General features: G+C 54.5%; 20 protein-coding genes. 16 read left to right on the forward strand and 4 right to left on the reverse strand.

The annotated features are described in order from the left end of the window. Positions 1 to 37: 37 nt before the first annotated feature. Together M0644_RS11730 and dxs are read left to right on the forward strand one after the other, a co-directional pair. On the forward strand, positions 38 to 616 hold the full coding sequence (locus M0644_RS11730; RefSeq protein WP_190278090.1) for a hypothetical protein: 579 nt from the start codon (positions 38 to 40) through the stop codon (positions 614 to 616). A 104-nt stretch (positions 617 to 720) separates the two neighbouring features. Further along, positions 721 to 2,634: a 1-deoxy-D-xylulose-5-phosphate synthase gene (dxs, locus tag M0644_RS11735; RefSeq protein WP_286625826.1), complete on the forward strand. Its 1,914-nt coding sequence runs from the start codon at positions 721 to 723 to the stop codon at positions 2,632 to 2,634. Here the strand turns inward: dxs and M0644_RS11740 are convergent. After that, positions 2,631 to 3,725, reverse strand: coding sequence for a beta-ketoacyl-ACP synthase (locus M0644_RS11740; protein ID WP_286625827.1), 1,095 nt, complete (start codon positions 3,723 to 3,725; stop codon positions 2,631 to 2,633). The genes dxs and M0644_RS11740 overlap by 4 nt on opposite strands. 31 nt (positions 3,726 to 3,756) lie before the next feature. Here M0644_RS11740 and cutA point away from each other — a divergent pair, with 31 nt between their 5' ends. The 13 genes from cutA to cobU all read left to right on the forward strand — a co-directional run bounded on the left by cutA (position 3,757) and on the right by cobU (position 16,283). Next, on the forward strand, positions 3,757 to 4,134 hold the full coding sequence (gene cutA / locus M0644_RS11745) for a divalent-cation tolerance protein CutA (protein WP_286625828.1): 378 nt from the start codon (positions 3,757 to 3,759) through the stop codon (positions 4,132 to 4,134). Between the two features lie 2 nt (positions 4,135 to 4,136). Further along, complete coding sequence (locus M0644_RS11750) at positions 4,137 to 5,303, forward strand: DarT ssDNA thymidine ADP-ribosyltransferase family protein (protein WP_286625830.1); 1,167 nt, start codon at positions 4,137 to 4,139, stop codon at positions 5,301 to 5,303. Between the two features lie 70 nt (positions 5,304 to 5,373). Next, positions 5,374 to 6,555, forward strand: coding sequence for an FtsX-like permease family protein (locus M0644_RS11755; protein ID WP_286625831.1), 1,182 nt, complete (start codon positions 5,374 to 5,376; stop codon positions 6,553 to 6,555). A gap of 3 nt (positions 6,556 to 6,558) precedes the next feature. After that, positions 6,559 to 8,028 (forward strand): glycosyl hydrolase family 57, encoded by a 1,470-nt coding sequence (locus M0644_RS11760; protein WP_286625832.1) that lies wholly within the window; start codon positions 6,559 to 6,561, stop codon positions 8,026 to 8,028. Positions 8,029 to 8,103: 75 nt separating this feature from the next. Next, positions 8,104 to 9,630 (forward strand): NYN domain-containing protein, encoded by a 1,527-nt coding sequence (locus M0644_RS11765; RefSeq protein WP_286625833.1) that lies wholly within the window; start codon positions 8,104 to 8,106, stop codon positions 9,628 to 9,630. A gap of 9 nt (positions 9,631 to 9,639) precedes the next feature. Next, complete coding sequence (locus M0644_RS11770) at positions 9,640 to 10,356, forward strand: biotin--[acetyl-CoA-carboxylase] ligase (RefSeq protein WP_286625835.1); 717 nt, start codon at positions 9,640 to 9,642, stop codon at positions 10,354 to 10,356. Between the two features lie 70 nt (positions 10,357 to 10,426). After that, positions 10,427 to 11,770 (forward strand): hypothetical protein, encoded by a 1,344-nt coding sequence (locus M0644_RS11775; protein WP_286625836.1) that lies wholly within the window; start codon positions 10,427 to 10,429, stop codon positions 11,768 to 11,770. Positions 11,771 to 11,779: 9 nt separating this feature from the next. Then, on the forward strand, positions 11,780 to 12,184 hold the full coding sequence (locus M0644_RS11780) for a DUF3119 family protein (RefSeq protein WP_286625837.1): 405 nt from the start codon (positions 11,780 to 11,782) through the stop codon (positions 12,182 to 12,184). Next, complete coding sequence (locus M0644_RS11785) at positions 12,174 to 13,142, forward strand: DUF3086 domain-containing protein (RefSeq protein WP_149821078.1); 969 nt, start codon at positions 12,174 to 12,176, stop codon at positions 13,140 to 13,142. Before M0644_RS11780 ends, M0644_RS11785 begins: the two co-directional genes overlap by 11 nt. A 10-nt stretch (positions 13,143 to 13,152) precedes the next feature. Beyond that, positions 13,153 to 13,788, forward strand: a complete 636-nt coding sequence (gene plsY / locus M0644_RS11790) for a glycerol-3-phosphate 1-O-acyltransferase PlsY (RefSeq protein ID WP_149821080.1) — start codon at positions 13,153 to 13,155, stop codon at positions 13,786 to 13,788. A 141-nt stretch (positions 13,789 to 13,929) separates the two neighbouring features. Next, on the forward strand, positions 13,930 to 14,844 hold the full coding sequence (gene argF / locus M0644_RS11795; protein WP_286625838.1) for an ornithine carbamoyltransferase: 915 nt from the start codon (positions 13,930 to 13,932) through the stop codon (positions 14,842 to 14,844). Positions 14,845 to 14,848: 4 nt separating this feature from the next. Beyond that, positions 14,849 to 15,700 (forward strand): ABC transporter permease, encoded by an 852-nt coding sequence (locus tag M0644_RS11800; protein WP_190278093.1) that lies wholly within the window; start codon positions 14,849 to 14,851, stop codon positions 15,698 to 15,700. 16 nt (positions 15,701 to 15,716) lie between these two features. Beyond that, positions 15,717 to 16,283 carry a bifunctional adenosylcobinamide kinase/adenosylcobinamide-phosphate guanylyltransferase gene (gene cobU, locus M0644_RS11805; protein WP_286625840.1) on the forward strand — a complete coding sequence of 189 codons (567 nt, stop codon included), beginning with the start codon at positions 15,717 to 15,719 and terminating at the stop codon, positions 16,281 to 16,283. Between the two features lie 3 nt (positions 16,284 to 16,286). Here cobU and radA read toward each other — a convergent pair whose 3' ends face one another. The 3 genes from radA to M0644_RS11820 are packed head-to-tail and all read right to left on the reverse strand — an operon-like array spanning position 16,287 to position 18,499. Beyond that, on the reverse strand, positions 16,287 to 17,678 hold the full coding sequence (gene radA, locus M0644_RS11810) for a DNA repair protein RadA (protein WP_286625841.1): 1,392 nt from the start codon (positions 17,676 to 17,678) through the stop codon (positions 16,287 to 16,289). An 18-nt stretch (positions 17,679 to 17,696) separates the two neighbouring features. Continuing rightward, on the reverse strand, positions 17,697 to 18,185 hold the full coding sequence (locus M0644_RS11815; RefSeq protein WP_286625842.1) for an FKBP-type peptidyl-prolyl cis-trans isomerase: 489 nt from the start codon (positions 18,183 to 18,185) through the stop codon (positions 17,697 to 17,699). Beyond that, positions 18,179 to 18,499 carry a phasin family protein gene (locus tag M0644_RS11820; protein ID WP_149821092.1) on the reverse strand — a complete coding sequence of 107 codons (321 nt, stop codon included), beginning with the start codon at positions 18,497 to 18,499 and terminating at the stop codon, positions 18,179 to 18,181. The genes M0644_RS11815 and M0644_RS11820 overlap by 7 nt, the downstream gene beginning before the upstream one ends. 109 nt (positions 18,500 to 18,608) lie before the next feature. Here M0644_RS11820 and secG point away from each other — a divergent pair, with 109 nt between their 5' ends. Next, positions 18,609 to 18,842 (forward strand): preprotein translocase subunit SecG, encoded by a 234-nt coding sequence (gene secG, locus M0644_RS11825; protein WP_149821094.1) that lies wholly within the window; start codon positions 18,609 to 18,611, stop codon positions 18,840 to 18,842. Positions 18,843 to 18,853 lie beyond the last annotated feature (11 nt).

Here is an 18,853-nt window from a genome sequence, read left to right on the forward strand (position 1 = left end):
CAGGATAATCTTTTGACGACCTGTGAGGGACTTCGCGATGACCTACTCGCAAACCACCACCACCACTGATGAGCGTACCTTTGGTCAACTCCTGCTTGAACTCGACATCCACCTCAGTCCCGAAGAAGTGGATCGTTTAGAGAAAAACTTTCGGGTGTATCTCGCCTGTGAAGGCTACCCCCTCACTAAAGTTCCCCACTGCGCTGTCGAGCGTCAGGTAGATAGTCATGGTCGCTTGATGGCTGAAACGGTCAAGCCCAGTTCCCTAGAGACCAACGCCGCCTTTGAGCGGGCTTGTCAATGTGCTCAGATGTCCCTGAGTCACCTCAGTGCGATGACCGAACGCTTCCTAGGGGATCTCCAAGACTTGGCCACAAGCCACGGTTACCCCAAACGGTTGGGAACTGACCTTGCGCGGGGAATTCTCGCCAACTATTGGCAACAGTGGGGTCGGGAGCGATTTTACCAATGGGTGATTTGGTTGGTGGAAAATTACACCAATGAATCCACGGAAGAAATTCGTGAATTGAGCGAACTCTATGAAACAGCGTTAGAAATTTATGATCAACTGTTTCGGGATTATTGCGGCTTTTCACCGCGTCTAGGGGCGAAATAATACCCAACTTCGGTGGGGGACTTTGCTAGAATCAGTCAACAGATAGTTTTTCTGTGGTCAGCGGTAGGCTATCGCTCCTAGGTATCTTGCGAGGTCGGGTTTCTATGCACTTAAGTGAACTCACCCATCCCAACCAGTTGCATGGGTTGTCCATTGCCCAATTGAGTCAAATTGCCGCCCAAATCCGCGACAAACATTTGGAAACGGTGGCGGCCACGGGAGGACACCTTGGACCGGGCTTGGGGGTTGTCGAACTCACCCTCGCACTCTACCAAACCCTTGACTTAGACAGAGATCGTGTGGTCTGGGATGTGGGGCACCAAGCCTACCCCCACAAAATGTTGACGGGTCGCTACAACAACTTCCATACCCTGCGGCAAAAGGGAGGAATTGCTGGCTATCTCAACCTCCGCGAAAGCCCCTTTGATCACTTTGGTGCCGGTCATGCCTCCACCAGTATTTCCGCGGCCTTAGGGATGGCGATCGCCCGCGATCTCAAGGGAGAGAAGTTCAAAGTCGTGGCCATTATTGGTGATGGTGCTTTAACTGGGGGGATGGCGCTAGAAGCGATTAACCACGCCGGCCACTTGCCCCACACCAACCTGATGGTGGTGCTGAACGACAATGAGATGTCCATTTCCCCCAATGTGGGCGCGATTCCCCGCTATCTGAATAAAATCCGCCTCTCGCCGCAGGTGCAATTTATTACTGATAACCTCGAAGAGCAGTTCAAACATATCCCCTTCTTTGGTGAAAACCTAACCCCAGAGATGCAGCGCATCAAGGAGGGCATGAAACGCCTTGCGGTTCCTAAGGTGGGCGCCGTCTTTGAGGAACTGGGCTTTACTTACGTTGGTCCGGTGGATGGCCACAATTTGGAAGAACTCATTACCACATTCCAACATGCCCATACGATTTCCGGTCCTGTCTTGGTTCACGTGGCAACGGTTAAGGGCAAAGGCTACGCGATCGCCGAGAAAGACCAAGTGGGCTACCATGCACAAAACCCCTTTGATCTCGTCACTGGTAAGGCCAAACCCTCCAGCAAACCCAAGCCCCCCAGCTACTCCAAAGTCTTTGGCGAAACCCTGACTAAACTCGCAGAAAACGATCCGCGCATTGTTGGCATTACAGCGGCGATGGCCACGGGTACAGGGCTAGATATCCTCCAAAAACGGGTGCCCAACCAATACATTGATGTCGGCATTGCCGAGCAGCACGCCGTAACAATGGCCGCCGGCATGGCCACCCAAGGAATGCGCCCCGTAGCGGCGATTTACTCCACCTTCTTGCAGCGCGCCTACGACCAAATTGTTCACGATGTCTGCATCCAAAAGCTACCCGTCTTCTTCTGCATGGATCGGGCGGGGATTGTCGGTGCTGATGGCCCGACCCACCAAGGGATGTACGACATTGCCTATTTGCGCTGCCTACCCAATATGGTGCTGATGGCACCCAAGGATGAGGCGGAATTGCAACGCATGATTGTAACGGGCATCAACTACACCGATGGCCCGATCGCCCTACGCTATCCCCGGGGCAATGGCTATGGTGTCGCCCTCATGGAGGAAGGCTGGGAACCCCTCGAAATCGGCAAAGGGGAACTCCTGCGCCCCGGTGAAGAGATTCTCTTGGTGGCCTACGGCTCAATGGTCTATCCGGCGATGCAAGTGGCAGAAATCCTCAAGGAACACGGCATGAGTGCCGCAGTGATCAATGCCCGCTTTGCCAAACCGCTAGATACTGAGTTGATTCTGCCTTTGGCGAAACAAATTGGCCGCGTGGTCACCTTAGAAGAAGGCTGCCTGATGGGGGGCTTTGGCTCGGCGGTACTCGAGGTACTCCAAGAGGCGGATATTTTGGTGCCGGTGTTACGTTTAGGAGTACCGGATATCTTGGTTGAGCACGCTAGTCCCGAAGAATCAAAGGCTGACTTAGGACTCACACCCCCACAAATGGCTAAAACGATCATGGAAAAGTTTGGGGTGGCTCAACCAAGGGTGGTCACTGCCTCCTAGGGAGGGGCGAGGACAATCGCGGCATTTTGCCCCCCAAAGCCGTAACTACAGCAGAGAATGTGCTCTAGAGGGGCAGAACGCGTCTGTTGGACAATGTCCAAGTCAAAGTCGGGAGTCTCACAGCCAACACAGGGAGGAATCTGCTGCTCCCGTAAGGATAAGCAAGAGAGGGCGATCGCGATCGCGCCAGCAGCACCTAGGGTATGCCCAAGGGCCCCTTTGTGACTGGTGACCGCAACCCCTTGACCAAAAAGGGTTTGCATCCAAGTGGCTTCGGCGGCATCGTTACGCTGTGTGCCCGTACCGTGACTATGGATACAGTCGATCTGTGGCGGTGTTAGCCCCGCCTGAGCCAAGGCCTTTTGAATGGCTAGGAAAGCACCGGTTTGGTGGACACTGGGGGCAGCCATATGCTCGGCATCAGCACTGAGACCCACTCCAGCAATTCGGGCATAGGGGTCAATGCCTCGCGATCGCGCCCGTGCCTCAGATTCTAGGACGACAATAGCACCGCCGGCCGCTAAGCCAAATCCCTGCCGCTGGCGATCGAAGGGGGCCGCACGCTCCTGAGCCAATACCCCCAACTGCCGAAATCCCGCCAAGGTCAAGGGGGAGACGGCGGACTCGACCCCTCCCGCCAACACCAGATCACACTGGTTCTGCTCAATGAGTAATGCCCCTTGGGCGATCGCCCACATTCCCGTGGCACAGGCGGCTGTGGGGTTGAGCACTATCCCCTGAATGCCTGCAATTTGTGCTACCTGCTGCGAGACAGTTGCTGGCAAGGTTTGTAACCATGTTTCTCGCGATAGAGAAGGCTGCCGTAACCACGTTTCCCACTGTGCTTGAAAGCCCCGACTGGAGCCAACCACCACTCCAGCATCGCCTAGGGGAACCGTTAATTTTGCGTCGTTGAGCGCTTGAGTTGTCGTCGCAGCAATAATTTTCTCAATCGGTAAGGTCGTTGCACCCACCAGTCCTTTAGGCGTGGCGATGAGTGCCGTTTTTCCTTGACAGTAGCGCCGCCATGTGGCGATCGCGCTCTCCCCCAGAGCTGTCCACAGACCAATACCGGTAATAACAACATTCACTGCACGATTTTATTCAAGATTTGTTCAGGATATGATCGACATCATCAAGCGTGACGTGAGGACAGCAGGCTTGGAAGCGGCAATGGAGTATTGTGTGGTGATGGTTACCACGGCCACAGAAGCTGAGGCACTCTCCTTGGCCGATCAACTCGTGGCTGAGCACCTCGCTGCCTGTGTGCAAATTCTGCCTATTCAATCAATATACCGCTGGCAAGAAACCGTACATCGCGATCCAGAATGGCAATTGCTCATTAAAACTCGCATCACTTTATTTGAGCAGGTGCGCGATCGCCTGCTGGCATTACACAGTTATGAAGTTCCAGAAATCATTGCCCTGCCAATTATTGCCGGTTCTCCTGCTTACTTGAGTTGGGTCAAAGAACAAACTCAAAAAATCTCTAGAGGTTAAGAATGCCTGAACCCAAAATCAAAAGCTTATATTACATTACCCATGTGAACAACCTCTCCTCTATATTCCAACACGGAATTCTTGCACATGAGCAAGTCGTAGAACGCGGTCTTTCCCCGACACCTATCTATAACGCAGACATCGTTGCGCATCGGCAACACCGCCTCGCACCAAATGGTCAGAGTCTATGGCAATATGCCAACCTCTATTTTCAACCCCGAAATCCCATGCTTTATAAAGTATTAAGTGAAATCAATAAAAACAATGTTGTCATTTTAGGAATTAAACCCCGTATCCTAGATATCAAAGGAACCTTCATTGCTTTAGGGAATGCAGCCCACTTCGTTACTGAAATCCGCGATGCTAAAACTGGACTACAAATCATCCATCGCGATTATTGGAGCATTCTCAATAATGACTGGTGGAAAACTGAAGATGGTACAAAGCGAAAAATTATGGCGGAATGCTTGGTTCCAAAAGTGGTTCCCCCCACTGAGATTCATTCTGTTTATGTTGCAAGTCAGGAGATGGTAGAGCGCCTTCGACAACAGTTCAGTTCTGTTGAAGTCGTAGTTGAACCCCACATGTTTTTCCAACCCCGACGACGTGCTGCAATTACGACTCATCTATCTTGGGTGGATGGAGATATGTTCTTCTCCCAAATGCAAACCTTAACAATTAGTGTTAATACCGTCGGTGTAATGGGTAAGGGATTAGCCTCACGGGCAAAATATCAATTTCCGGATATGTACGTCGTCTATCAAGATGTCTGCAAGAAAAAGCAACTTACAATGGGGAAACCATATTTGTATAAACGTGAAGCTTCTCTAGACAGCGATCTAGCGGATGAACCTTTGAGCTTACCCAACTTGAATGCCAATAAATGGTTTTTACTCTTTCCGACTAAAACTCACTGGAAACGATCGTCTGACATTACAGGAATTGAGCGAGGTTTGCAATGGTTAGTGGATAGCTATCAAGCAGAAGGCATTCAATCTCTTGCTGTTCCCGCCCTTGGCTGTGGCTTGGGGGGTCTAGACTGGAGGGAAATAGGACCACTGATGTGTCGTTATCTTTCACAAATGCAGATTCAAGTGGCTATTTACTTGCCCCAGGAACAAGAGGTACCAGCAGAGTTTTTAACTAGGGATTTTTTACTAGCCGCCTAAGGTGGCCGTTTTTTCCCCAACTGCCTAGCACAGTCTAGACATGTCCCCATCGCAAACTTAAGATAGAAAAATGGTTTCCCTTGCCCGCAAAAATCTCTTAGAAGACTTTAGTCGCTTTCTCGTGGCTCAACTAGGCATCACGTTTGCCGTCAGTCTCGTCACCATTCAAACGGGACTCCTTGAGGGATTTGGGCGATCGGCCACTCTCTTGGTGAACAAAAGCCAAGCGGATTTCTGGATTGCCTCCAGTGAGTTGCGCTATTTTGGCTTAACGTTGCCTATTGAGTATCAAGTTGTCCTCGATGCCCAGGCAGTTGCAGGGGTTGCAGCCGCAGAACCACTCCTGATCCAATCAGGTATGTGGCGCCGTTCAGAGACAGAGGCGATCGATCCAGTGCAGGTGGTGGGTATTGAACCGACAGGCACCTTGCTGCCCTTGACGACAGTTGCTGGTGCAACCCTGACGGAGCTAGAGGAACCCTACAGTGTCATCGTGGATCGCATTGACCTCAATGCCCTTTCCCTTACGGCTCTAGGGGAGCAAGGTCGCGTGAATAACTACCCAGCGACGGTCACTGGCTGGACGCGCGGTGTCAAATCCATTGTCTCTAGCCCCTATGTCTTTACCTCGTTAGAAACGGCGAACCTTTACTTGAACTTCCCGCGGTTTGATACCAGTGAGCCGGTTCCCGAATTTCTGCCGTTGGTGTCCCCCAGTACCCGCATCACCTATGTTATGGTAAAAGCCAACCCGGCAGAGGATCTAGCAAAAGTGCAGGAGCGCTTGCGGGCAGCCTTTCCCAACTATCAAGTGCTCAGTCGTGCCGCCCTGAGTGAAATGACGCGGCGCTATTGGTTGGCCAGTACCAGTGTGGGGTTCATTTTGGGGCTAGGAGCAGGGGTGGGCATCGTTGTAGGGATAGTGATTGTCAGTCAGATTCTCTATTCCTCGGTGAGCGATCGCCTACAGGAGTATGGCACCCTCAAAGCAATGGGGGCTTCTGACGGGTACTTGTATCGCATTATTATTGAGCAAGCCCTGTGGATGGCCGTACTGGGTTATCTGCCCGGTTTAGGCCTGTGCTGGGGACTGGGGATGTGGACCATGCAAGCCCGTGCCATCCAAATTATCATTACTCCCCAACTTGCCCTCGCCGTTTTTAGTGCCACCGTAGCCATGTGTGTCAGTGCTTCCCTATTGGCGATTCAAAAAGTGATGCGCCTTGATCCCGCCCAAGTTTTTCGAGCTTGAATCATGCCCCGCCCTACCCTCCCTTGGTCAACCTGTCCGCCTCAAGGAGAACCTGTCCTCAGTGGTTGGGAACAGGCGTTGAGTGAAGTGCCCCGTTGCCCCCCCTTGCCCCCCCAAATGCTCCCCTCTATTCGCGCGGCCTTTGCCTGTGCCCTCCATATGCACCAGCCGACCATTCCAGCGGGGGAGGGCGGCAGCCTCATCAGTCACTTGCAGTATATGCTGATGCATCCCCACGAGGGGGACAATCACAACGCAACCCAATTTCTCTGGTGTTATCGACGCATGGGGGACTGGATTCCCCAGTTGGTGGCTGAGGGCTGTCAACCGCGGATTATGCTCGATTACTCCGGCAACCTCCTCTGGGGGCTGGAGCAGATGGGACAGGAAGAGGTGCTGGACGCCCTACGGCGGATTACCGTGGATGCCTATGCTCCCTATGTGGAATGGCTGGGCACCTGCTGGGGACATGCGGTGATTCCCTCCACTCCAATCGCTGACATTGAGTTGCATATTCGCGCTTGGCAGCATCAATTTGTGGCCCTCTTTGGGGTTGAGGCGCTGCAACGGGTACAGGGCTTTTCACTGCCAGAAATGCATTTGCCCAACCATCCGGATACGCTCTTTACCTTGGTGACCTGCCTCAAACGCTGTGGATACAGTTGGTTGCTGGTACAGGAGCACAGTGTTGAACAGTTGGATGGGTCGCCGCTACCCTACGCTGCCAAGTATGTACCGAATGTCCTTGTGGCGCGCAACTCCCAAGGAGAGGTGGCGGAAATAACGGTGCTGATTAAAACCCAAGGCTCGGATACGAAACTTGTGGCGCAAATGCAGCCTTATCACGAAGCTAAGCATCTGGCCACTCACTGGCAGGCTCCCCTTGGTCCCCCCTGTGTGAGTCAAATTGCCGATGGTGAAAACGGTGGTGTGATGATGAATGAATATCCCCGCGATTTTATGCCGGTGTGGCATGAGATAAAAGCGAATCCAGAGGCGGGGGTGGTGGGTCTCAATGGCAGTGAGTACCTTGCCCTCTTGGCGGCTCAGGGAGTGACTAGCGATCGCTTTCCTCGCTGTCAGGCGGTACACCAACATCTACTCTGGCAGACCTTAGGGGATAGCCCGATGACGCCAGAAAGGGTTGCGGCAGCGATCGCCCACCTTGAACAAACCAATCCCCACTTCTCCATGGCGGGTGCCTCTTGGACGAATCACCTCAGTTGGGTCAAGGGCTATGAGACCGTTCTGCAACCGATGGAACGCCTGAGTGCCGAGTTTCACCGCATCTATGATCCTTTGGTGGCGGCTGACCCGCAAGTGACCCAAAGCCCTGCCTACCGCGAAGCGCTCCTCTATGTGCTGACATCGCAAACCAGTTGTTTTCGCTACTGGGGCAGTGGCCGCTGGACAGACTATGCAAAAACGATTTGCGATCGCGGGATGGCACTGTTGCAAGAAACTAGTGTTTGAGAGGGAGTTTGCCAAGAATTCGTAAAATAAGTTATGGCATGGCAGAACTGGTGCATACCTCCTTTAGGAGCGATTGTGGCGGGTTCCCTCGCCGTCGCCCTTACCCGTGAACCGCTTCCTGTGGTGGCGGTCAGTTCTGCGGGGGCATGGGTGGGCACTTGGGTGCAAGATCGTCAACGTCATTCTCTAACCCCCCAGATCGAAGACCTCCTCCAACGTTTAGAGGAAAGACTGCAACACCTTGAAACCCGCACTTCTGGAAATGGCCCGCGTCGTACCGCTATTTTCTACGACATTGAAAACCTGATCAAAGGCTACAACATCAAAGCCGCAGATGTGGCCAAAATCTCCCTCGCTGCCATCCAAGCCCATATTCGCCAAGCCTACCCCATCGAGCGGGTGCTGCTGCAACGTGCCTATGCCAACTGGAGTGATGCTCGCCTTGGGCCACTGCGCCGGGAAATGCACCAATTGGGCATTGAGCCTGTACAGGTCTTTGGTTTTTCCTACGAAAATCGCAAAAATGCTGCTGATATTCAATTGGCGATTGATGTGGTGGATTTGATTTTTCAGGATGACCGCTTTGATACGTTTGTGATTGTCTCCGGCGATGGTGGCTTTGGCTCCCTTGCCAAGAAGTTACGGCAGTACGGCAAAACAGTCATTGGCTGCGCCTACGAAGATGCGGCTGGCAAGAGTTTTCAGGCCATTTGTGATGCCTTTGTCCACATCCCTGATCCAACCGTAAAACCCCGCCCACCTGTCGCCAGTCCCGCTCCCCCCATTGAAGCGCCGCCGCCCAGCATCCCACCCTCCGCCATTCCCTTAGATCCCGATAATCGTCGTTTGTGTGCGGACTTGAGTGTCAGTTTGGCTCGCCATGCCGAGGGGGCGATCGCCAAAACGCGGCAGATTCTCGATTGGTACCGCCGTGATTCGGAGTGTGGCAAGCTCCTGCGGCAGGAAGGGCTACCCATTAGTAAAGTCCAAGGGGCGGTACAAGCCCTGCTGCCCAACTTTGACATTTTGCAGTTGGGGATGGTCAAGTTCTCGGAATACTTGCGCTACGTCTGCAAAAACACGATCTTCTGCGTCTTTCATCGGCAGGGCAGTGCCAATCAACTGCGTCTTGGCCTACGGGAGCATCTTCCCCCCAGTGCTGTGGTGATGGCCAATTTTGAAAAGCGTCCCCTCCATAGTCTGGCAACCTATCGCGCTTTGCTCAGTCACGAACGGGTGGCGATCGCCCAACCCCCAGCCTTAGCCTATGTTTTAGCGTGGCTCCTTGACCATCGCGATTGCGCTGCCACCCTAGAAGAACTGGCCACCATGATTGAGCAAACCGCCCCAGCGGAGATTGGTGGCAGTCAAATTGAAATTGCCTTGAATAACTGCCAAGCGGCCAATATTCTTGTGCCAGCTCCCCACAGTGGCGATCGCTATTTTGTTGCTGCGAAAATCACAACCCTTCCCGCAAGCTATGCCGCACTGGCGCAGTGGCTAGATCAGACCCTTCGGGTGTTTTTTGAACGGGTAGGGGCGCATCCGAAACCAGAACTGTTGCGGGCACTCATTGAGCCATCTGTTTCTGTGCACCAGTAAGCGATCGCCATGGAATTTCCTTGGTTGGTGTGGCTAGAAACCTGTGAGAGCACGAATACATGGGCATTGCACCACGCCGATCAACTCTATGGTGGTCAAGTCATCTACACTCAGGCACAAACACGGGGGCGAGGTCAGTACAACCGCACTTGGCAGTCCCCAAAGGGAGTGTTGACGGCCTCCTTTATCCTGCCGCAGTCGGCGGCGATCGTGGCTCCCAGTGTCCAAGCAGGGATAGCCGTGATGCGGGCGTTGAGTGGGCTGCGACCAACGGTGGAACGCCATCTGCAATTGAAGTGGCCGAATGATGTGATGGTTCAGGGCAAGAAACTGGCGGGAATTCTCTGTGAACGCCGTTCCCCTTGGCTGGTGGTGGGGGTGGGACTTAACCGCTGTGTTGATGTTGCCGCAATGGGTCTTCCCCAAGCCATTAGCCTCCACACGCTGCTTCATTCTCCCGAAGCGGTGCCTACGGATCTGGAACTGCTAGCGGCGATTCGCGCTGAGCTTTTGTGGTGTTGGCAACAGTCCCAAGGGGTGCAGATCACGGCGCAGCGGGATTTTTTACGGGGGCGATCGCTGACTCTTGTTCAAGGAGCACAAAGGTGGCAGGGCATCGGTGTGGGCATTAGCGATCGCGGGACGTTGCAAGTACGCCTGAACAATGGGGAGTTGCGAGAATTTAGCAGTGGCCATGTCCTCTACAGCGGCGATCGTGCTCCCTAGATCTGGCTTGCTGAAATGGGTAGCCCATCTGCGAAAATTGTCCTTGGTACTACAACCATCTGAGGTGGGCATGAAGGGTTGGCAGGTCTGTTGGCAACGGGCGATCGCTTTCGTTCTCAGCATCGTTCTCCTGTGGTCAGTGGGGGGCATCGCAGCGGCAAAATCCAGTGGCTCGCTAGCAGAGGTGGCGGCTCCTGTAGCCATTGAGGATATGAAGGATTGGTTCGATCGCTATGAACCTCGGCTGAAAATTCTCACCCCCGAAGCCAACCAAACCCTCCAAAGCCGCAACGTCACCGTCAAGCTAAGTGTCCAAGGGCTGCGCCTGTTTCAAGATCAGCGCACAGGGTTAGGCCCCCATGTGGAGGTGGTGCTCGATGATCTGCCCAGCCGCAGTGTCTATGACCTGAACACCCCCATTGAATTTACGAACCTTGAGCCGGGAACGCACCTTCTCCGTGCTTTTGTTGTGTACCCTTGGGGTGAAAGTCTGAAAAATCCCCTTGCCTATGCTCAAACGGCCTTTCATCTCTATACCGCAGATGAGGACACTCGATCTGCTAGTCTTCCCCTGATCACCTACAATCAGCCCAGCGACACCTATGGTGCTGAACCAGTGCTCCTTGATTTTTATCTCAGCAACCTGCCGTTGGATCAACAATTAAACAATGAGAAAGTCTGGCAGGTGCGCTGCACGATCAATGGTCAATCCTTCACGGTCGATCGCTGGCAGGCCTACTATCTCACTGGACTCCAGCCGGGGGATAACTGGGTACGGCTCGAACTTCTGGATGGCAAGGGTCAGCGCATCCCCTCTCCCTACAATCCCATTACCCGCCTCGTGACCTATCAACCCAATGGCAAGGATGTCCTCTCGCGCCTGCTGCGGGGAGAACTGGCCGCCAAAAATCTTCAAAGTAGCCTCAGTCCGGATCTCCCCAGCAACCTCCCCCCTGAACCGACCCCAGAGCCAACACCTGTCGTTGAGGAATCCGCCGCTCCCTCCGAGCCGACCCCAGAGCCAACAGCTGTTGTTGAAGAATCTGCCGCTCAGACCCCCGTTGCTGAGGAACCTACACCAACGTCGGCAGTAGAGGCACCAACACGCACCGTTGAACCTGTAGAGGAAACGCCCGTTGCACCAGAGCCAACCCCAGAACCCACCGTCAAAGCAGCCGAAGAGACACCGCCCCCCACGCCGCAAAAGCCCTTCTGGCAGCGCCTGAATCCCTTTAAGAAAGCAGAAAGCCCGACTCGTTCTGTTCTCGTTAGCCCGCGAGTTCCATCCAAGCCGTCCCCACCTTTGGAGCAACCGACTCTAGAGACCACTGCACCTGAGGTCACTGAACAGGAAACTCCTCCCACTCCAGAGGATTTGCCACAATTAGAAGAACCGACGACCCCTCAGGAGTAGAGTAAAACCATGCAAGGAACCTCACTGGCCACAGTACGTCTTCAACCCTCATTTGCTGTTCCTCTAGGGGTTCTGCTGTTAAGTCTGCCCCTGTGGTGGCTGCGCTGGTGGCTGGGCTTGCCCCTTTCGCTCTTTGCGATATTTTTGGCTGTGCAGGCGGCGACGCTGCGCTTGGAGTTTACGGCAACCGCTCTCGATGTCTATCGGGGCAGCCAACAGATTCGTCACTTTCCCTATCAGCAATGGCAGCACTGGGAGGTCTTTTGGCCGGCCTTCCCCGTCCTCTTTTATTTTCGGGAGGTCAAGAATATCCACTTTCTGCCGATTCTGTTTGACGTCAAAACTTTAGTACAATGCCTCCAAGAACGCTGCCCACGCACAGCCTTTATTTCCACGGTTCGCAATGACGGATGACCCTACGGTGACTGATGCCTCTGAACCTACCCCAGAGGAACTAACTGCCCTCAAAGCTCAACGGGATGCCCTCAAAGCTGAAATTCAAGCCCTTGATGCTGAGTTTCATCGTCTCGTCCACGATCGCCTCAAGTCCCTTGAAGAGCGGCAACAAAGTCTGCAACTCACGATTGAGCAACTAGAACGGCGCAAGGAACGCATTGAACAGGAGCTCCGCCGCAACTTTGTGGGTGCCTCCCAAGAACTCGCGATTCGAGTGCAGGGGTTCAAGGAATTTCTCGTCAAGAGCATGCAGGAGTTGGCGGCCACCGTTGAGGAAATGGAATTGCTGCCCCCGACGCCCGCTGTCGTGGAAACTGCCCCTGCCCCAGCAGCAACAGCGACAACGCCGCCCAAGTTAGTTCTCGATGAGGGATTTCAGGAGGAAGCGGATCGGATTCGCCGTTTGCTAGAGCAATATCGGAGTAGCCCCAACTACTATGGCCCTCCTTGGCAGTTGCGACGCACGTTTGAGCAAGTTCATGCTGAGCGGGTAGAAAGTTGGTTCTTTGATCTCGGGGGACGGGGTGCCCTGCGATCGCTCCCCAGTCGGTTGCAAAATATCCTTGTTGCCTCGGCAATCATTTCAATCCTGCGGGACTTCTATGGCGATATGTTGCGGGTTTTGGTCTTAGCTGATTCCCCTGAGCGGCTGGGGGACTGGCGACGCGGCTTGCAGGATTGCTTGGGCATTAGTCGCCAAGATTTTGGTCCCGATCAGGGGGTGGCGCTCTTTGAATCTGCGGATGCCTTGGCCTTTCGTGCCGATCGCCTCGAGCAGGAGGACTACATCCCTCTAATTCTTATTGATGATTCCCAACCCCAAGTCAGCCTTTCACTACTGCAATATCCCTTGCTCTTGGGCTTTGCCCCTGAACCCCAGTTGCGTCCTAGCCGTAGTTCTGATTTCTTTGAGTAGGGAGGCTCCTGTGACCACTGCACTCATCCTTGGACTGCTGGCGCTCGCTAGCTACCTGCTCGGCTCGATTCCCACGGGCTACCTCTTGACCAAAGCGCTGCGGGGGATTGATATTCGTGAGCATGGCTCTGGCTCAACGGGGGCGACCAATGTGCTGCGGGTAGTGGGCAAAGGCCCCGGACTAGTGACGTTTTTAGTCGATGTGGGCAAGGGACTAGGGGCAGTTCTTTTGGCGCGATGGGTTCTGGGGCAATCTTGGAGTACAGTACCGACCACTTGGTTGGAATTTGTGCTGCTGGCGATCGCCTTCATTGCGGTTCTAGCCCACAGTAAGCCGATTTGGTTGGGCTGGCGCGGCGGCAAATCCGTTGCCACTGGTTTAGGGGTGCTCCTTGCCCTCAATGCCCCCACGGCTTTGGCCACCTTTGGGGTGTTTCTCGTGGTCTTGGCGGCCAGCCGCATTGTCTCCCTGAGTTCAATCACTGCTGCTATCTCCTTGCCCTTCTGGTTTTGGTTCTTTACACAGTCGTGGCCCTTTGTCGGCTTTAGCGTGATTGCAGGTGCCTTTGTGATTTGGCGACACCAGAGTAATATTCAGCGCCTCCTTGCAGGGACAGAGCCACGGTTGGGCGCCTCGGAAGGATAGACCTCTTAGAAGGTGACTTTTGGACGGGTTCGGCGTTCCTTAATGCCCCCCATATTTTAGAAAAGGGTTGTATTTGTACATTTGGAAGACCTCTGAGGTTGCTACCATGAGTGGATACCAGTTTTGGTGGGGAGATTTGTGATGGAAACACTGCGGGGGCGTGATTTGCTGAGCATCGCCGACCTTTCACGGGCAGAGGCGGAATATCTGCTGGATTTAGCAGCACAGATGAAAATCGGCAAGGTGGCTCCCCAGTGTCCTAAGGTCTTGGGGCTGCTGTTTCAGAAGGCTTCGACCCGTACCCGTGTCAGCTTTACGGTGGCGATGTACCAACTGGGCGGCCAAGTCATTGACCTGAATCCCCAATCCATGCAGGTGGGGCGTGGTGAACCATTGCCCGATACAGCACGGGTATTGGATCGCTATTTGGATGCGGTGGCGATTCGCACCTATGGTCAGGCAGAACTGCAACTTTTTGCCGACTATGCCCGGATACCTGTGATTAATGCCCTCACTGATCGCGAGCATCCCTGCCAGATTTTGGCGGATCTGCTGACGCTACGGGAATCCTTTGGCACATTGGCGGGACTGACCCTCTGCTACATTGGCGATGGCAATAATGTGGCGCATTCCTTACTACTGGGCTGTGCCCTCTTGGGGGTGAATATTCGTGTGGCTTCCCCACCGCCGTTTGCGCCTTTGCCCGATATTGTGACGCAAGCCAAGGCACTGAGTGGCGGTAAGAGTGAAGTGACTGTTCTCACGGATCCGCAGGCCGCGGCTAAGGGTGCCCATGCGCTTTACACGGATGTCTGGGCGAGTATGGGACAGGAAGCAGAAGCGGGCGATCGCCAGCCCATTTTTCAGCCCTACCAAATTAATGATCAACTGCTAGCCCTTGCGGATCCACGGGCGATCGTTCTCCATTGCCTGCCGGCTCACCGCGACGAGGAAATTACGGCCAGTGTTCTTGAAGGGCCGCAGTCTCGGGTTTGGGAGCAAGCGGAAAATCGTCTCCATGCCCAGAAGGCTCTACTTGCCACTCTCTTGGGATAGGGTGATGCTCTACTCCCGTTGGCAGAAATTCAGCCTCTCGGATCGGTTATTGCTGGTGGGGGCGGTCATTTGTGGGGCTTTTTTGCTGCTGGCGGTTCTTGCTCCCCTTGGCCAAGCCCTCGGTTGGATTGCCAATCCCCAAGAATTTCTTGACTTTCCGATTCACGCGCCGCCTTCGCCGCAGCACTGGTTTGGTACGAATCGCTTGGGCTATGATGTCTTTTCCCGCACGATTTTTGGTGCCCAAGCGGCTTTGCAGGTGGTCTTGGTGGCAACGCTTTTGAGCTTGGTGGTGGGGGTGCCCTTGGGATTGTTGAGTGGCTACCGCGGGGGCTGGCTCGATCGCGGGTTGCTCTTTTTCATGGATACGATTTACACGTTGCCGGGGCTACTCCTAGCGGTAACGGTGGCCTTTGTGGTCGGCAAGGGGGTGCTCAATGCGGCGATCGCCCTTAGTGTCGCCTATATTCCCCAGTACTATCGCGTTGTGCGCAACCACACGGTGAGCCTAAAAAATGAGGTCTTTATCGAAGCTGCCCGCGCCCTTGGTGCCTCGACCCCCCGCATTCTGCAGCGGTATCTTTTGGTGAATGTGCTTCCCAGTATCCCCGTGCTCTTTACCCTCAATGCTGCCGATGCCATCCTGACCTTGGCAGGGCTGGGGTTCTTGGGCTTAGGGTTACCGCCGCAGGTACCAGAGTGGGGGCAGGATCTACGACAGGCCTTGGATGGGTTGTCGGTGGGCATCTGGTGGACGACGCTCTTTCCGGGGCTAGCCATGACATTGCTGGTCGTGGGTCTGTCGCTCCTTGGTGAGGGCTTGGGAGAACGTCTTGATCCCCGACAGTTGAGTTAACCAACAGTGCCTAATCATGCCTGATCATGTCTTGGTGACCGGTCCGAGTCGCAGTGGCAAGAGTGAATGGGCAGAAGCCGTTGCTACCCAAAGCGAACAACCGGTGATTTATATTGCGACGGCGATCGCCCCCCCAGAGGATACAGAATGGTTGCAGCGGATTGCACAGCACCGTGCTCGCCGCCCCGCTGAGTGGCAATTGCGGGAGTGCCCCCTCGAACTGGCTGCCCTGCTGCGTGACCTGCCGCCTGATCATTGCGCCCTTGTGGATTCCTTGGGAACATGGGTGGCCAATTGCCTAGATCAATCTCAAGATCAATGGCAAGCAACCGTTACTGAATTCCTAGCGAGTGTGCAAGGGTGTGCCGCTCAACTCATTTTTGTTGCTGAAGAGGTGGGCTGGGGAGTTGTTCCTGCCTATGCCAGTGGCCGCTGTTTTCGCGATCGCCTAGGGGAACTGTGTCAGCAATTGAGTCCGTTGATGGCGGAAGTGTATCTTGTCACAACTGGCTTTGCACTGCCGCTGCACCAATGGGGTATTTGTCTCAGACATCTTAGGGATAAATTGGACTCGCAAGGATAGCCCTCAGGGGGATTCCTCAGTGGTCATGGGGGCAAGGGCAGCCACAATGGCATCGGTGACACGATGTACAGGATAAATTTCTAGCCCCGCGATCGCACAGGCTTGGCTTTCGGGAATAATGGCACGGCGAAATCCCAACTTCAGCGCCTCCCGCAGCCGTAATTCTAACTGGGAAACCGCTCGCACCTGTCCCCCTAAGCCCACTTCGCCAATGATCACGGTTTGGGGTTGTACCCAGCGATCGCGAAAACTAGCCACAACAGCCACCGCCACCCCGAGATCAGCAGCGGGTTCCGCCACATTCAGCCCGCCAGCGGACGCCACATAGGCATCTAGCTTCGAGAGGGGCACCCCTAGGCGTTTTTCTAGGACGGCGAGAATTTGCAAAAAGCGATTGTACTCAATGCCCGTGGCCGTGCGGCGCGGAGAGGGATAACTGGTGGGGCTGACCAAACTTTGCAACTCAACCACAAGCGGACGGGTGCCTTCACAGGCCACAATGGTGGCGGTACCGGGGGTTGGCTCGCGATCGCCCAAAAACAGCGCGGAGGGATTCGTGACCTCGGCTAAGCCCTGCGCGCCCATTTCAAAAACGCCAATTTCTTGACTAGCACCAAAGCGGTTTTTGACAGCGCGTACGAGGCGGTGACTGGCAAAGCGATCGCCCTCAAAGTAGAGCACGGTATCCACCAAATGTTCCAGCACCTTCGGACCGGCGATCGCCCCTTCCTTTGTGACATGCCCCACAATAAATAAACTCATTTGCTCCCGCTTGGCTAAGCGCATCAAGGCGGCTGTGCCCTCACGGACCTGAGACACCGAGCCGGGGGCAGCCGTCAGTTGGGGCAGATACACCGCTTGGATGCTATCAATAATCGCCAGATGGGGTTGCAGATGGGTAAGTTCCTGCAGGATGACCTCTAAATCCGTCTCGGCCAAGAGATAAAGGGAAGGGGGGGCAGCAATGCCCAAGCGTTGCGATCGCAATTTCACCTGCTGCGCCGATTCCTCTGCACAGACATAGAGCACCCGCTGCTGTTGCCCCAAGGTGGCTGCCATCTGCAACAAAAGCGTGGACTTGCCAATTCCCGGTTCGCCGGCCACCAACACGAGGGAGCCAACCACAATCCCCCCTCCCAAAACCCGATCCAACTCAGCAAATCCAGAGGCAGAACGGCTCTGGGTCTGTTCGCTAATCTCTCCTAAGGCCTTGGCGCTGAGGGGGTGGGGAGCGGTCGATTTTCGGGAGGTTGTGCGTCGAGCAGCGGTCTCTACAGGGGTAACCACCTGCTCATCAAGGGTATTCCACTGACCACAGTTGGGACAGCGACCAAAGTATTGCAGAGACTCGGCACCACACTCGCGGCAGATATACAGTACCTTGGCCTTGGGCATCCCTTGCCGAGTTCAATCCTATTGCACACTCAAAAGTTCAACGTCAAAAATCAGCGTCGCATTAGGGGGAATGACCCCGCCGGCACCGCGTGCACCATAGCCTAGGTTCGGGGGAATAATCAGCCGCCGCTGCCCCCCGACGTGCATTGAGCCAACTCCTTCATCCCAGCCTTTGATGACTTGACCGACACCAATTTGAAATTGGAAGGGCTGACCGCGATCGCGGGAGCTATCAAAAATGCGGCCATCGGTGAGCATTCCTGTGTAGTGCACCGTTACCCGATCGCCCACTTGAGGCTGCGCCCCTGAGCCGACAACAATATCTTCGTATTGCAAACCTGAAGGAGTGGTCACCACCTTTGGATTCCCCATAAGTCCCGCAGCCTCCGTTGACGCTTCCAGCGGCACACTGGCGATCGCGATCGGAGCGGCCACCAACCATACCACTACTAGGACAATACCACAGAGGAGCCAGCCGTAGTCTCGATGCACCCGTTGTCTTACCATGAGCGATTTTTTAACTCCCTAACGTCCCGTTCTAGGCGATCAATGCGTCCCCGCAGTTCATCAATTTCTGACTGTTGTGGCACCCCCAAGCTCTCTAGAAACTGGCGCGTTTGTCGTTGCACCGCTTCATCGAGGGAGGCGGCATCTTCTTTGAGGTGGGCAAGGACTTCATCCACCATTGCCTTGGCCTGATCGGCATTGAGGCGTCCCTCTTTCACCCATTGGTCGCTCACTTGACGCAACTTCTCGGCCACAAGGGAGGTGGTGCCGACACCAATTAAAAGCAATTGCTGAAGCAGATTTTGCTGGTTCATGGGGCACGTTCAAAACGCCTATCTTGTATTGTGCCATTGGCTCCTAGGCTTGCGGTAAGATGAGGGAGAGGTCAAGTTGTATAGATTCGCATCGCCAGCGAGGTTGAGGATGATTGAAAAAATTGCCATTGGTCTGTGGGCATTTTCAGCAGTTGGCCTGATTGTATTGGTCTTGCTCCACAGTCCCAAGGGGGATGGCCTCGGTGGTATTGGCGGTCAAGCCCAGCTCTTTACCAGCACCAAAAGTGCAGAAGCGACCTTAAACCGTGCCACGTGGACTTTGACAGTGTTGTTTATGGCGCTTACCGTTGCTCTGAGTGCTGGTTGGCTGCGCTCAATTTAGTTTGGGTTAGC

Origin of the sequence: Thermosynechococcus sp. B1 (genome assembly GCF_030322985.1) — a bacterium.
Taxonomy (GTDB): domain Bacteria; phylum Cyanobacteriota; class Cyanobacteriia; order Thermosynechococcales; family Thermosynechococcaceae; genus Thermosynechococcus.